We start from the raw sequence: 13,330 nt of genomic DNA on the forward strand, positions 1-13,330 counted from the left end.
ACGCGTAGGAAACAACGTTCTGTTCCGTCACCCAGACAAAAGGCTCAAGACCCGTGGCCCGATGGATCTGATAATCCACCGCCACGATCCGCCCCGACGCATAACGCAAAAACAACGAACGCCCGACACCGTTATCCAGCCGCTCAATCTGCCCCAGATAATTGCGGGTAATGCGCAACCGGTTGTCATACGCATCGCTGATCGCCGTCAGCGCCCCGTCGCGAAAGTGGTAGAACCGTGACGCCTGCGCCAACACCAACTCATCGGGGACAGCACCCAGATAAATCGCCGCTTCCGCCAAACTATTGGTAATCGCAGGCCGAGAAACCGTAGGCAAGGGCAGGGTAGTCGACCGATTTTCATGATCTGTCCACACCACCGAATCACCGGAAACACTCAGCCGATGCGCCAGCGAGTGACTCCAACCAAACCCCAGCCCACAATCCACTTCCACCGCACTGGTGCGGTACAACCGCGTCCACTCAAACGGCAACACCCCGTCCAACGCCCCATCGGTCAGTGTCAGCAGTTCCTCGCCGGTGACCATCGACACCGGGCAACCGTTAGTGGCTGTTTTGTCGGAAGAGGCAGCCGCATCCCCGTTGGGATTGCGAGCAGCAGCCGGCACATCATCCACAGGCTCTTTCTGCTTCAGCACCGCGTTCTGCCGCGCCTTCCAGCGCATCTGCATCGTGCCTTGCTTGAGCGCGCCGACCACCCCGCGAACCGCGACCGCCTTATAGCGATCCACGGCCTGCAGGAACTTCGTCAGAATCGCCAAAAGACCCTTAACAAAGCTCACCGCTGCATCAAGAATCTGCGCCCCATACTTGACCAACCGCAGACTCAAATACGCCACACCCGCCGCCGGCAAGGCGATGGTCAACACCACGCCAATCACCAAGTCGATCAGCAGCGACACCACAAACCCAGCTGCCACTTTCGCTATTTCACTGGGTGGCAATGCATCCAACCAGATCATCGCCGTGCGCAACATCAGGTACAGCGCTGCCTCGTCACTGGCCAGCAACATGGCCTTTTCCATGACCTTGGGCGCATCGGTGGCGATCTGCGCCAACTTGGCCGCTTCGGTGCCCAACTGCTCGACGTACTTCAGCGGGTCTTCAAGAATCGCCTGCACGAGCTTGATGCTGTCCCACACATCACGAATCGCCGCCCAGCTGCCCGCCAACAGGCCGCTGCCAATTGCACTGGCGGTTGAGCGTTCCCAGTGCGGTTTGAAGCCAGACCACTGCTCCCGAAGCCACCGCTCCAGATCCCCGGTCAGCCCGGCGTAAGAGGCAAACAGCGCGTCGACCTGTTCCTCGGACACCCCGCCCTGCACCCGCACCTGATAGCGCTCGCCCGCCGCGCAGTGGTGCGAGCCCTTACCCTGTTCATCCAGCATGATCACGGTGGAACTGCCATCATCCAGCCCGATGATCTCGACCGGGATATTGCCAATCGGCACGTCATACACCGACTCGAACAGGCTCTCGATCTTCAGCTCGCCGCCCACCGGGCAGCGGGTCACGGTCGAAAAGTCAGCATCGGAAAGGCTCACCGATTGCTGCGCATCCCCCACCCGCAACACCCGGTCCATCCCCAACAACGACGGCACGTCCAGCCCATGGCTCACGGCGTCCAGCGCACGCGAATACCACGCGCCCATCTGCTGGCGATAAATCACCAGGCTTTGATGAAAGCCGTCCAGTTCATGTTCGATCAGGGCAATGTGGGAAGCGTGGGTCATCCGTGACGTCTCGACAGAGGGCAAGGCGTCGGAGCATGCCGCAGCAAAAAGCGGCTGGATGAACGGTTGAGAAATTCAGAAAAGGCCGACTACACCGCGGGAAAATCCGCGAGAAACCCAGCTAAACGGCTACACAAAAAAGCGATAAACCTGATTGCATTCGCACGTCTCAAATAAAAATCGCTCTCATCCTTGCCCGATTTCCCGACATGGCCGTCATGGTTAATAGAACCTCCCTTACGCAGGATTTCCCATGTCGCGTCTCGCTCGTCCCTTGCATCCACTGGCCCTGTCAGTGGCGATGGCTTTTGCCGCCGTGCCGTTGCTCACCGTCCAGTCCTCCTTCGCCGAAGAGAGCAGTAGCACCGTGCGCAGTTTCTCGATTCCTGCCGGTGACTTGAGCCAGGCGCTCAATAGCCTGGCCGAGCAGGCGGGGTTGGTACTGGCATTCGATGCAAGCTTGACCCGGGGCAAACGCAGCAAGGGATTGAGCGGTCCATACGACACCGATGTGGCGCTGAACCAGTTGCTCACCGGCAGCGGTTTGCAAGCGTTGAAGATCTCCGCCGATCGCTACCGTCTGGAAGCCATCCCGGAGACCGGCGGCGCCATGGAGCTGCAGGCCACCACCATCAGCGGCGCCTACCAGAGCGAAAGCCCGACCGGGCCGGTGTCCGGCTATGTGGCCACGCGCAGCGTGTCGGGCACCAAGACCGATACCGCGCTGATCGAAACCCCGCAGTCGATTTCCATCGTCACCAAAGACCAGATGCGTGCGCAAAACGCCGAGAGCCTCAACCAGATCCTGCGCTACAGCGCCGCCGTCATCCCGGAAACCCGTGGCGCCACCGCGTCGCGTCTCGACCAGTTGACCATCCGCGGTTTCTCCCCGGCCACCTACCTCGATGGCCTGCGCATGCCATCGAGCCGTGACGCCTTGCCGCAGAAAGACGCCTTCGACCTGGAGCGCGTGGAAGTGCTGCGCGGTCCGGCGTCGGTGTTGTACGGGCAGGGCACGCCGAGCGGGGTCATCAACATGGTCAGCAAGCGCCCGCTGGACACGCCGTTTCACGAAGTGGGTGTGGAATACGGCACCTTTAACAAGAAGCGCACCACCTTCGACTTGAGTGGTCCGCTGGACGATCAGGCCGTGTATTCCTACCGTGTCGCCGGGCTTTTCGACGATGCGGATGGCCAGGTAGAGCACACCGAGACGCGCCGTCAGTCATTGTCCAGCGCCTTCACCTGGCGCCCGGACGACGCCACCTCTCTGACCCTGCTCGGGCATTTCCAGAAGGACCCCAAAGGTGCGTCCTACGGTTCGGTGCCGGCCTGGGGCTCGGTGCTGCATAGCCCGACCGGGCGCAGCATCGATGTGGATTTCTACGATGGCGAAAAGAACTTCGAGAAAAGCGACCGCGAGTACTACTCCATTGGCTGGGCGTTCGAGCATCACTTCGATGACGTGTGGACGGTACGCCAGAATGCGCGCTACCTGCGCAGCGAAGGCCAGTATCGCAGCCTCTACAGCAACTACCTGCAGACGGATTACCGCACCATTCGCCGTTCGACCATCGCCAGCGATGTCAACATGGATGCCTACACTCTCGACAACCAGTTGCAGGCCAAATTCGACACCGGCCCGCTGCAGCACACCTTGTTGATGGGGCTCGACTACCAGAACACCAGAACCGACACCCTGTCCGGGTCAGGCGTCTACACCGCAGGCCCGACCCTGGATATTTTCAATCCGGTGTATGGCGCGGCGGTCCCGGTGCCGGCCTACACCACCGATGGCACCTCGCGCAGCGAACAGACCGGTGCGTATCTGCAAGAGCAGATGAAGTGGGACAAATGGGTGTTGCTGCTGGGCGGTCGGTATGACTGGGCCAGCACCGATAACAGCACGCAGACCCTCAGTAGCGGTGCCAAGAGCAAGTCGTCGCTGGACAGCAAGGCGTTCACCGGCCGTATCGGCCTGGTTTACCTCTTCGATAACGGCCTGGCGCCGTATGCCAGCTACGCGGAGTCGTTCAACCCGCAATCGGGTACCGGTTACGGCGGTTCGGTGTTCAAGCCGACCGAAGGCAAGCAGTATGAAATCGGCATCAAGTACCAGCCGCCGGGCAGCAACAGCTTTATCACTGCAGCTATTTTCGACCTGCGCCAGACCAACGTGCTGACCACCGACCCGGACCCCACTCACCTGTGTGGCACCGGCCGTTGCCAGAGCCAGGACGGCGAAGTGCAATCGCGTGGCTTTGAACTGGAAGGCAAGGCCAGCCTCAACGATAACCTGGACATCACCGCCGCCTATGCCTACCTGGACAACCGCCTCAGCAAGTCCAACAACACCGTGCGTTATGCGCCCATCAGCGACATCGGCGTAGGCCCGGCCATCGCTGCCGAAGGCACCACCACGTACGGCGTGCCGCGCCACACCGCCTCCGCGTGGGCCGACTACACCTTCCACGACGGCCAGCTCAAGGGCTTCGGCGTTGGCGCGGGCGCGCGGTATGTCGGTTCGTCCTGGGGCGATACCGCCAACACCCTCAAAGTGCCGGGCTATACCCTGTTTGACGCAGCGGTGCACTACGACATCCCGAACATTACCCACCTCAAGGACAACCTGCGTTTGGCCCTCAACGCCACCAACCTGGCGAATAAAGAGTATGTCGCGTCCTGCTATTCCTACTCGTGGTGCTGGTATGGCTCGCAGCGCACCGTGCAGGCAAGTGCGACTTACCAGTGGTGATGAGGGGCAAATAAGGCACTTTAATGGCCCCCTTGTAACAAAATCCTCGCCAGAATCGCTTTTATTTTCAGGTGGTTAGGTGGGGATGCAAATGCGCACTGTTGGAATCATGCTGATCGCCTGCTCCCTGGCCGGCGGCGCGGCTGCCGTGCAGGCACGGGAGCTGCGCGAAGGTGACAAGTACATGTGCAGTTGGGGCGCCGGCACCGCCGCCAGGGCCCAGGAGCTCAAGTTGTCCGGGGTGTCGCTGTATGCGGCGCGGCAGAAGATCCAATCCATGAAATTCAATAAATCGTGGATGCGCATGATGGCCATGGGCATCACCGAACAAACCTACGACAGCCGCTCGCGGCTCAAGCCTGAGGCGATTCGCCAGGGCTTCTACCAGGATTGCGTGCGCTATAAAGTCGCGCGTAAGTGACCACTTAGCCCGACAACGGTGAGCGCTCATCGTCCTGGAAATACGCCTTTGCCGTTTCAATAAATCGCTGATTGGCCTGGGACAGGTACTCGTTGGCGCGCCAGCACAGGTTGAAGTGCATGAACTGCGCGGGCTCGAAAGAAACACCCGCGAGCCCGGGTTCCTGCTCCTGCACTGAGCGCAGTAGGGTGGATATGCCCATTCCGCTGCGGGTGGCGGTAATCACCAGCGGCACGAAATTACTCTCCAGGGCAATGCTGAACCGAACCCGAGCCGCGCTGCAAAAGGCGTCCAGCAGGTGGCGCTGCAGGAAGGTGTTGTCGAACACCAGCATCGGCTCGTCCTGCAAGCGCGAGGCCGGGATGGACGACGCTGCCGCCAGTGGGTGCTGCGCATGCATGCACAACACCATTTCGTCACTGCCGAGCAACACCGACTCCCAATCCGGATCGACCCGCCGCGACTCCAGCAGCGCCACATCGATGTCCCGCGTGGCCAGGCGATTGCTGATGTCATCGGCGCTGCCTTCCACCACATGCATGGCGATGCCGGGGTAGCGGGCGCGAAATTGCATCAGCAATTCGGGAATATGACGGATGCCATACATCGGCGGCACACCGACGCGGATCTCGCCGCTGTGCAACTGGGTCAGGTCCTGCAATTCACGCCGGGCACCGGCCAACCCTTCAAGGCACGCCTCGGCACGCGCCAGGAACAACTGCCCCTCGGCCGTCACGCTGATCTGCCGCGTGGCACGGTTGAACAGGGCTACGCCCAGCTCCTCTTCCAGCCGACTCACCGCCATGCTCAGCGCCGGTTGTGCCACGTGCAACGCCTGGGCTGCCTTGGTGAAGCTGCCTTGACGGGCGATTTCGACGCAGTACTCCAACGCTTTCAGGTTCATACGGGCTCGCATAACAAAGTGTGATGAGTTTCTTCACAAATGGATATTTTCTGTGATGAGGTCAAGTCTATAACCTGTCGGCATTCCTCTCCATGCCGAGTGCCACACGATGCCCAACTTTCGCGCCTATTGGCTTGTCACCCTGATCGTCGGCGCCCTGGGCGGTAGCCTTGCCAGTTGGGCGGGGTGGCCATTGCCGTGGGTGATTGGCTCGCTGGTGGCCGTGATGCTGACTCGCTGCGCCGGTGGCCGGGTGCCGGAGATTCCCCATGGGCGCCACGTCGGGCAACTCATCGTGGCGGTCGCCATCGGCTGTCATTTCACGTTGCCGGTGATGCAGCAGGTGGCGGCCCACCTTGGGCTGATCGTCACGGCCGTGTTGCTGACGCTGGTGCTGGCGTTGTGTTCGGTGCTGATCCTGCATCGCTGGGGCGTGCCCTTTGGCACGGCGTTCTTCGCCTTGATGCCCGCCAATTCCAGCGAGATGGTGCACCTGGGTCGCCAACGGCAGGCGGATACTGCATTCATCGCGGCCGCCCACAGCATCCGTTTGCTGTTGATCCTGCTGACGGTTCCTGCCGTTGCCACCTTCGGCCTGCCCGCGGTGGCTGCGCCTGCGCCATTGCCGGTGATCTGGCCATGGCTGATCTTCATCCTGGCGATGGGCTGGCTGGCGGCCCTGGGTTTCAAGCAATGCAAGCTGCCCAACCCGTGGACGTTCGGGCCGTTCCTGATCTGCGCGGTGGGGGTGGGCTGCAATAACTTGTCGATGAGCATTCCGGGCTGGCTCAGCGGCAGCGGGCAGTTGCTGATCGGCTGTGCATTGGGCGTCGCGTTTGACCGCAGTTTCTTCCGTCGTGCGCCGGGTCTGCTGGCCAAGGTGCTGCTGTTATTGACCGCTTCGGTGATTACCACAGCGTTGGCTGCCTGGGCGCTCGGCGCCGGGTTGGGCATGCCGTGGTTGTCGCTGGCCCTGGGCATGATGCCCGGCAGCGCACCGGAAATGAGCCTCACCGCCGAGGCCCTGGGCCTGGCCGTGACGCTGGTGACGGCGATGCAGGTGATCCGCATGCTGCTGATCCAGGCGGCGTGCTTGCCACTCTATCGCCTGCTTAACCCGGAGAAGCAGGCGCAAGCACCGGTCAGTGCAAAATCTGCGTAAGCCTGTCCAACTTCGCCTTGGCGCTCCTCGCCATACTGGGGCCAGGTAAATGAAGAGGAACAGGCGATGACTGACTATGTATTGACACCCACCCCAACCCCATCCCTCGCGGTACAGGGCAGTGCAGCGCGCTTCCCGCTGCGCCGGGTGTTCTGTGTGGGCCGCAACTACAGCGAGCACGCGCGTGAGATGGGGCATGACCCGGACCGTGAGCCGCCATTCTTCTTCATGAAACCGGCGGACGCCGTGGTGCCGGCCGAAGGCGTGATCGCTTATCCGCCGCTGACCGCCGACTTGCACCACGAAGTGGAACTGGTGGTGGCCATCGGCAAGGACGGGGTGAACATCAGCCCGGAACAGGCGTTTTCCCACATCTGGGGGTACGGTGTCGGCATCGACCTGACCCGTCGCGACCTGCAAGCCCAGGCGAAAAAGCTCTCGCGTCCGTGGGAATGGGCCAAAGCGTTTGATGAGTCCGCGCCAAGCACCGCATTGCAACCGGTGAGTGCGGTAGGGCACCCGTCCAGCGGCAGAATCTGGCTCCAGGTCAATGGCGAACAACGCCAGGTGGGCGATCTGGCTGACCAGATCTGGTCTGTCAGTGAAGTGATCAGCCATGCCTCCAACGCTGTCGCGCTCAAGGCCGGCGACCTGATCTTCACCGGCACGCCCGCCGGCGTTGGCGCGTTGCAGCCAGGCGATGTGGTCACCGCCGGCATCGACGGCATCGGCGAGTTACGTTTCACCCTCCGCCAACGTTGAGGCTAAAGTGGGGCCCAGGCCACCCGAGAGACCCTTATGCCAGGCACCCGCGTCACCACTTACGGCATGGAACAGCGCAGCGACCGCCCCGACTTTTACATCCGCGACAAACGCGCGAGGGCGGCGCTCACCCATCCTCATCGCCATGAGTATTTCCAGATCCAGATCAACCTGGGCGGCGACACCGTGCAGCACATCGGCGGCGCGGTGCGGCCGTTTCCGCGCAAGGCGCTGGCGTTTATCCTGCCTCACCGGTTGCATGTGATTCCCCATCCCGAGGACGGCGAGTTCATGCTGATCAACTTCAGCCAGGCGTTTTTCCTGCCGCAACTGACGTGCGATCCCCTGGACCTGGAAGACATCCCCATCGGCCAGGCCCCCGAGCTGTCGCCGTTTCGCTTCCAAGAACAGCTGGACTTCATCCTCGATGATGCGGCCTTCACTCATGTGCAAACCTGGCTCACGCACATGCGCGAGCTCGACGCTCACCGTACCTTTGGCGCGCGCGAGCGCCTCAAGGGCTACCTGTTTCAACTGGTTGGCCTGGTGTGTGAGCAGTACGCCGAGCCCTTGCAAGCCCTGGCCGCCAACAATGCCACGCGACGTGGGCGCAAGGATGCATTAGCGCGTGTGCAGGGGTACATTCGCGAACACCTGCATGAGCCGACCCTCAACCTGACCGACACGGCCGCCGCTGCGTTCCTGTCACCCAACTACCTCACCCACCTGTTGCGCAAGGAAACCGGTAAACCTTTCTCGCACCTGGTGCTCGACCGGCGCATGCAGTTGGCGCGCACGTTGTTGCTCAACAGTGCGCAACTGATTGGCCCCATCGCGCACCGTTGCGGGTTTACCGATGAGGCGTATTTTTCCCGTTGTTTCCGCAAGGCCCATGGGTTAGCGCCGGGGCAATTTCGTCGCCAACAGCAGGGGGATGCGGTGTAGGCCACAGGTTTACAAATCCACGACAATCGCTGTGTTTGTATTTGCATACAATTGCGACCTTCATCAGGGAGGCCAGTATGCAAACAACGATCCGGGCGGCGACACAGGACGATGTCGATACGCTGTTCACTATCCGTACTTCAGTGGTGCAAAACCACTTGAGCGTCGCGCAGATGGCCGGTTTGGGCATCACCCCGCAGGGGCTGGCCGATAGCATCCGCGCCGCGCCCTGCGCATGGATCGCTGAAGTGAATGGCCAGCCGGCCGCCTTCAGCATGGTCGACCTGGCCACGGGCGACGACGTACGTTACGAGAAGAGCAGGGCGCCGTAAGCTCATGAACGCCCCCGAGCTGCCGTCCTCCCATAGCTTTCGCTACTTCATCGTCGCAGTGCTCTGCGTCGCGGTGTTGCTGGGGATCTATTTCGTCCGGCTCAACGCCGACGTGGACCGCGAACGGGAAGCCGCCAATGAGCGCCTGGCACTGTGCAGGCAGGTGGAAAGTGTGGCGCGTTCGGTGTTGTCTAATACTCTTGAAACCCGAGACACATGCGAGCAACTGATCGGGCACACACCGAAAAGTGCCACACCGCGTTAATCCAATAACCCTTTTTTATAAGTGGAAATATAGGCGCTAGTTGCACCAAAAAGTGGCACTTATATACCTGGCTACCTTAAAAAAGGTGTGGTTATTGAACGACTTACGGCGCTTTTAATCCGACGAAAGGAATAAAATAATCTTGTTACGGCTTTTTACAGTCGGTACTATAGCCGGGCGTTCACCTCCCACGGTTTATGCATTTTTAAATCCCAAGTTTCCATCAGCTACTTGGGATTTTTTTTGCCTGAAATTTGGCCTCGACGTCAAACTTCGGCGTTGCTGAACTCCGCACGCATCCGCCCGTTACGTTTGGCCTGGTACAGCAACTTGTCGACTTCTTCGACAAACACCAGCATCGGACTCTCAGGTTTTACCAGGCGAGTGCCGACGCCGAGGCTCAAGGTCAACAGGTTCGAGACCGCCGAAAAACCATGCTCGATCTGCTGCTGGCGGATCAGATGCAGGCAGCGTTGCGCAACTTGCCTGGCCGACGCGGCATCGGTTTCCGGCAGCAGCCACACAAATTCTTCGCCACCGATACGCGCAATGAAATCCCGTGGCCGGTTGGCTGCCTTGGACAGGGTGTGCGCGACGTGACGCAAGCACTCATCGCCCTTGATGTGGCCGTAGTGGTCGTTGTACTGCTTGAAAAAATCGATATCCAGAATGATCAACGACAGGGGTAACTGGCTGCGTTGGGCGCTGGCCCATTCCCGTTCCAGCACGGTGTCGAACATGCGCCGGTTGGCGATGCCGGTCAGGCCATCCTGGTAGGAATATTCCTCGAGTTGTTTTTGCAGGCGCACCAAGTGCTCTTCGGTTTTCTTGCGCTCACTGATATCGAACATAAAACCGATCAGCGCCTCGACCTCACCGTCCTTACGTACCACATGCACCACGTCACGAATCCACACGTAGTCGCCGTTCACGGTCAGCGCCCGGTAATCCGCCTCATGGTCCACCCCGGCGCGAGATTGCGATACGCAGAAATTCACCACGTATTCGCGGTCGTCCGGGTGCATGCGCTCGACCCAATCGTCCACGCTGACCCAGCTTTGCGGGGTCCAGCCGAGTAATGTCTCGATCTGCGGGCCGATGTAGCTGAAGGTCATCGTCTGCCAATCGATGCGCCAGGGGATGGCCTTGGTCGACTCCAGCAAGGTCTTGTACACATCGCTGTCGGGCTGGCTCGGAGGGTCGATACTCATGGTGGGCTGCTCACAATGATGGCCAAAAGCCAAGAGCGTCTTTTGATCGGCGCGTGGAGTCAAGTGCTCACCGACGCAGCAGACGGGAGGTATCTTTGAACCGGTGTCCGGTCGGGTCGAGCTGCCGCTGACGGGCGTGTCCCCTGAGGGTTTGGACAGCATCCGTTCCATCTCAAACCTGATTGGCGAGTTGCGCACCGAGATCAAGGCCGGGCGCCGTGGGTTTGCAGCGGTCAGCTAGCCGTTGACGGTGTGGGACGGCGTGTCGAGCGCGCCGTAATAACGCCAGCAGCAATGGCGGTGTTCCGGCACGATCACACAGCCGCTGAGGCTGACGATCAGCAATGCGGCAACCAGCATGGAAAGTCGGCGGTACATGGTGTTTCCTCTCGGGTTGATCAGCGTTAATCCTTCAACGCTGCCAGCTGCATAAATCCGTCGCGAAGCTTTCAAACATTTCATCAAGCCCCGCCATCCCCTGGGCAATACTGCCCGTAAATAATCCGCGCATTCTGCGACGGATTATTTCGTACCCGCCGTTCAACCCATCAGCGACCTGCACTTTCGCGCGTTGCATGAAGGAGTTGCCATGAGACCCCTGGCCAAATTGCGTTTTGCCTTGCTTGCTCCGCTGGCCCTCGCCGCGTGTATCAGCACCCCGGTGTTTGCCCAGACCGAAATCATCATCCGCCAGGCGCCGCCGCCGGCACGCGTGGAAGCGATCCCCGTGGAACGTCCGGGTTACGCCTGGGACCGTGGGCACTGGCGCTGGGAAGGGCGCGGTTACGCTTGGGTGCCGGGGCACTGGCAGCCGGTCATGCGCAATGCGCGCTGGGAGCCGGGCCATTGGGAAGCGCATGGCCCCAACTGGTACTGGCGTGAAGGGCATTGGATCCGCTGAAGTCTTAGAGAACTGCCCGATTGAAAGACACTGATCCGGACGTTGAACTGCTGGCGCGTATCGGGAACAACGAACCTGCGGCCGTCAACGAAATGGTGACGCGCAAACTGCCGCGTCTGCTGGCGCTTGCCGGCCGGATCCTGGGGGATGCCGACGAAGCCAGGGACGTGGCCCAGGAAAGCTTCCTGCGCATCTGGCGGCATGCGGCCAGTTGGCGCAGTGGCGAAGCGCGCTTCGACACCTGGTTGCACCGGGTGGCGCTCAACCTGTGCCATGACCGTTTGCGTCGGCGCAAGGAGCGCCCGCTGGCCGAGGCGGACACGCTGGCGCTGGCGGACAGCGCGCCGCCGCTGGATGAACAGCTGGAAACCACTGAGCGCAACGCCCGCATGGCCGCCGCCTTGGCGGCATTGCCCGAGCGTCAGCGCGAAGCCATTGTGTTGCAGTACTACCAGGAGCTGTCGAACATCGACGCCGCGGCCCTGATGAATATCAGCGTCGAGGCACTGGAGAGCCTGCTGTCGCGGGCCCGACGCCAGTTGCGCAGTCAACTTGCCGACACACCCGGGCTTGCCCGCCCAGGAAGGGGAACATCATGACACCCGAACGATTTGCTTATCTGGCCGACGCCTATGGGGCCGACTTACGGCGTTGGCCTGCGGCCGAGCAAGGCGCGGCCCAGGCGCTGCTCGACAGCGCGAACCCCAGCGCCCGCGAAGCCCTGGAACAGGCGGGCTGGCTGGACGCCCAACTGGACAGCCATCAAGCGGTATTGGCTGACCCGGCCCTGGCCCGGCAGATCCGTCAGTCAGCGCCGCGCCGCGTGTCGTTCTGGTCGCGCTATGCCGCTTGGCTGTCACCTGCGGGCTTGGTGGGCGTGGGCATCGCCGGGGTCGTCACCGGCATGCTGGTGGCGTCCATGAGCGTGCCGCTGCCGATGCTGTCCTCCGAGGTGCTGCCCAGCGTCTTCGATCAGGGTGATGCGCAAGTCATCTTTACCGTCAACGCCGAGGAAGCCGAGCAATGACCGCCCAATCCCTGAAACCGTGGTTGCTTGTTTCGGTATTGCTCAATGTGTTTTTGATCGGTGGTGTGGGCGGTGGCCTGTACCACTGGATGGCTGGCGCCAAGCCTGCCGACATGGTGGTCAACCAGCATGGCTTGCGTCAGGCCATGATCAAGTTGCCGCCGGAGCGGCGCAGGGAGTTGCGCCAACTGTTGCGCCACAACAGTGCTGACAGCCAGCCGTTGATCATGGCCGGGCGTGCGGCGCGCCTGGGGGTGATCAAGCAACTGGAAGCGCCGACGCTGGACCGGGACGTGCTGGTCACCGAGTTGGCCAAGGCCCGCGAAGCGGATATGGCACTTCGTGCGTTGGTGGACACGACCTTGGCGCAGTTCGCCACCACCTTGCCCCAGGATGAACGGCAGAAACTGGTGGAGGCGTTGTACTTGCGCGGGCAGGGTAAACCTGGAGAAAAGCTCAATAAGCCGGTGTTGAATTCGAGATGACGGGCAAAAAAAATCCCGCCTGTAAGGGCGGGATCAGGATTCAGGGTGGCCCGTGAATCAGGCAGGGAACAGCTCGCTCAGCTTCATCGCCAGCATCATGTCGCCTTCGGTGCGCAGCTTGCCGCCCATGAAGGCCTGCATGCCGTCAGTGGAGCCGTCGACGATGCCTTCCAGGGTTGCGCTGTCCATGACCAGGGTCACTTGGGCGTCCGGGTTCTCGCCTTCGTGCAGTTCACAGGTCTTGTCTTTGACGACCAGAGAAAAGTTCTTGGTGTCGTCGATACGGAAACCGAACACCAGGTCCAAGCCTTCGGCAGCGCTTGGGTTGAATTTGGCTTTCATTGCTTCTACAGCTTTGGCTACGTCAGTCATGGTTTCGATCCTTTAGGGTGGAGTCCAGTGACCTT

General features: G+C 61.1%; 16 protein-coding genes and 2 pseudogenes. 12 read left to right on the forward strand and 6 right to left on the reverse strand.

The genetic code is table 11. The features are described 5' to 3' along the window. Nucleotides 1-1,753 (reverse strand): DUF6531 domain-containing protein (locus K7431_RS28770; RefSeq protein WP_224265971.1); only part of this gene is annotated, 1,753 nt, incomplete at its 3' end. 253 nt (nucleotides 1,754-2,006) lie between these two features. Between K7431_RS28770 and K7431_RS28775 the strand changes: the two genes are divergently transcribed. Further along, complete coding sequence (locus K7431_RS28775) at nucleotides 2,007-4,508, forward strand: TonB-dependent siderophore receptor (protein WP_012723798.1); 2,502 nt, start codon at nucleotides 2,007-2,009, stop codon at nucleotides 4,506-4,508. 91 nt (nucleotides 4,509-4,599) lie between these two features. Further along, nucleotides 4,600-4,929 carry a hypothetical protein gene (locus K7431_RS28780; RefSeq protein ID WP_043206222.1) on the forward strand — a complete coding sequence of 110 codons (330 nt, stop codon included), beginning with the start codon at nucleotides 4,600-4,602 and terminating at the stop codon, nucleotides 4,927-4,929. 4 nt (nucleotides 4,930-4,933) lie between these two features. Here K7431_RS28780 and K7431_RS28785 read toward each other — a convergent pair whose 3' ends face one another. Then, complete coding sequence (locus K7431_RS28785) at nucleotides 4,934-5,833, reverse strand: LysR family transcriptional regulator (protein ID WP_012723800.1); 900 nt, start codon at nucleotides 5,831-5,833, stop codon at nucleotides 4,934-4,936. 109 nt (nucleotides 5,834-5,942) lie between these two features. Between K7431_RS28785 and K7431_RS28790 the strand changes: the two genes are divergently transcribed. The 5 genes and pseudogenes from K7431_RS28790 to K7431_RS28810 all read left to right on the forward strand — a co-directional run bounded on the left by K7431_RS28790 (nucleotide 5,943) and on the right by K7431_RS28810 (nucleotide 9,299). Beyond that, complete coding sequence (locus K7431_RS28790; protein WP_012723801.1) at nucleotides 5,943-6,995, forward strand: AbrB family transcriptional regulator; 1,053 nt, start codon at nucleotides 5,943-5,945, stop codon at nucleotides 6,993-6,995. A 66-nt stretch (nucleotides 6,996-7,061) separates the two neighbouring features. After that, the gene (locus K7431_RS28795; RefSeq protein WP_012723802.1) at nucleotides 7,062-7,757 is read left to right on the forward strand and encodes a fumarylacetoacetate hydrolase family protein; all 696 of its coding nucleotides are present in this window, start codon (nucleotides 7,062-7,064) and stop codon (nucleotides 7,755-7,757) included. Nucleotides 7,758-7,793: 36 nt separating this feature from the next. Continuing rightward, nucleotides 7,794-8,702, forward strand: coding sequence for a helix-turn-helix transcriptional regulator (locus tag K7431_RS28800; protein WP_012723803.1), 909 nt, complete (start codon nucleotides 7,794-7,796; stop codon nucleotides 8,700-8,702). Between the two features lie 77 nt (nucleotides 8,703-8,779). Next, a pseudogene (locus K7431_RS28805) lies at nucleotides 8,780-9,001 on the forward strand (GNAT family N-acetyltransferase); the annotation flags it as partial. A 37-nt stretch (nucleotides 9,002-9,038) separates the two neighbouring features. After that, nucleotides 9,039-9,299 (forward strand): hypothetical protein, encoded by a 261-nt coding sequence (locus K7431_RS28810; RefSeq protein WP_012723805.1) that lies wholly within the window; start codon nucleotides 9,039-9,041, stop codon nucleotides 9,297-9,299. A 266-nt stretch (nucleotides 9,300-9,565) separates the two neighbouring features. Here K7431_RS28810 and K7431_RS28815 read toward each other — a convergent pair whose 3' ends face one another. Beyond that, the gene (locus tag K7431_RS28815; protein WP_043205241.1) at nucleotides 9,566-10,510 is read right to left on the reverse strand and encodes a sensor domain-containing diguanylate cyclase; all 945 of its coding nucleotides are present in this window, start codon (nucleotides 10,508-10,510) and stop codon (nucleotides 9,566-9,568) included. A gap of 91 nt (nucleotides 10,511-10,601) precedes the next feature. Here K7431_RS28815 and K7431_RS28820 point away from each other — a divergent pair. Beyond that, nucleotides 10,602-10,751 (forward strand): annotated as a pseudogene (locus tag K7431_RS28820) (DUF1652 domain-containing protein); the annotation flags it as partial. Here the strand turns inward: K7431_RS28820 and K7431_RS28825 are convergent. Both K7431_RS28825 and K7431_RS28830 read right to left on the reverse strand, forming a co-directional pair. Beyond that, complete coding sequence (locus K7431_RS28825) at nucleotides 10,748-10,888, reverse strand: hypothetical protein (protein WP_163825752.1); 141 nt, start codon at nucleotides 10,886-10,888, stop codon at nucleotides 10,748-10,750. The pseudogene K7431_RS28820 and the gene K7431_RS28825 sit on opposite strands and share 4 nt — an antisense overlap. A 34-nt stretch (nucleotides 10,889-10,922) precedes the next feature. Then, nucleotides 10,923-11,087, reverse strand: coding sequence for a hypothetical protein (locus K7431_RS28830; RefSeq protein ID WP_158309471.1), 165 nt, complete (start codon nucleotides 11,085-11,087; stop codon nucleotides 10,923-10,925). A 12-nt stretch (nucleotides 11,088-11,099) separates the two neighbouring features. Here K7431_RS28830 and K7431_RS28835 point away from each other — a divergent pair, with 12 nt between their 5' ends. From K7431_RS28835 to K7431_RS28850, 4 genes are read left to right on the forward strand one after another with little or no spacing between them, the layout of a single operon-like run. Further along, a complete protein-coding gene (locus tag K7431_RS28835) occupies nucleotides 11,100-11,411 on the forward strand; it encodes a YXWGXW repeat-containing protein (protein ID WP_043205242.1) in 312 nt (103 codons plus the stop codon). 20 nt (nucleotides 11,412-11,431) lie between these two features. Continuing rightward, entirely contained in the window at nucleotides 11,432-12,010 is a 579-nt protein-coding gene (locus K7431_RS28840; RefSeq protein WP_012723809.1) for an RNA polymerase sigma factor, read from the forward strand. Then, the gene (locus K7431_RS28845; protein ID WP_012723810.1) at nucleotides 12,007-12,438 is read left to right on the forward strand and encodes a hypothetical protein; all 432 of its coding nucleotides are present in this window, start codon (nucleotides 12,007-12,009) and stop codon (nucleotides 12,436-12,438) included. The genes K7431_RS28840 and K7431_RS28845 overlap by 4 nt, the downstream gene beginning before the upstream one ends. Next, entirely contained in the window at nucleotides 12,435-12,923 is a 489-nt protein-coding gene (locus K7431_RS28850) for a periplasmic heavy metal sensor (RefSeq protein WP_012723811.1), read from the forward strand. The genes K7431_RS28845 and K7431_RS28850 overlap by 4 nt, the downstream gene beginning before the upstream one ends. A gap of 57 nt (nucleotides 12,924-12,980) precedes the next feature. Here K7431_RS28850 and K7431_RS28855 read toward each other — a convergent pair whose 3' ends face one another. Then, nucleotides 12,981-13,295 carry an SCP2 sterol-binding domain-containing protein gene (locus K7431_RS28855; RefSeq protein WP_012723812.1) on the reverse strand — a complete coding sequence of 105 codons (315 nt, stop codon included), beginning with the start codon at nucleotides 13,293-13,295 and terminating at the stop codon, nucleotides 12,981-12,983. Nucleotides 13,296-13,330: the final 35 nt, after the last annotated feature.

The sequence above is a fragment of the Pseudomonas fluorescens group sp. genome, assembly GCF_020093335.1.
Lineage (GTDB): Bacteria > Pseudomonadota > Gammaproteobacteria > Pseudomonadales > Pseudomonadaceae > Aquipseudomonas > Aquipseudomonas petroselini.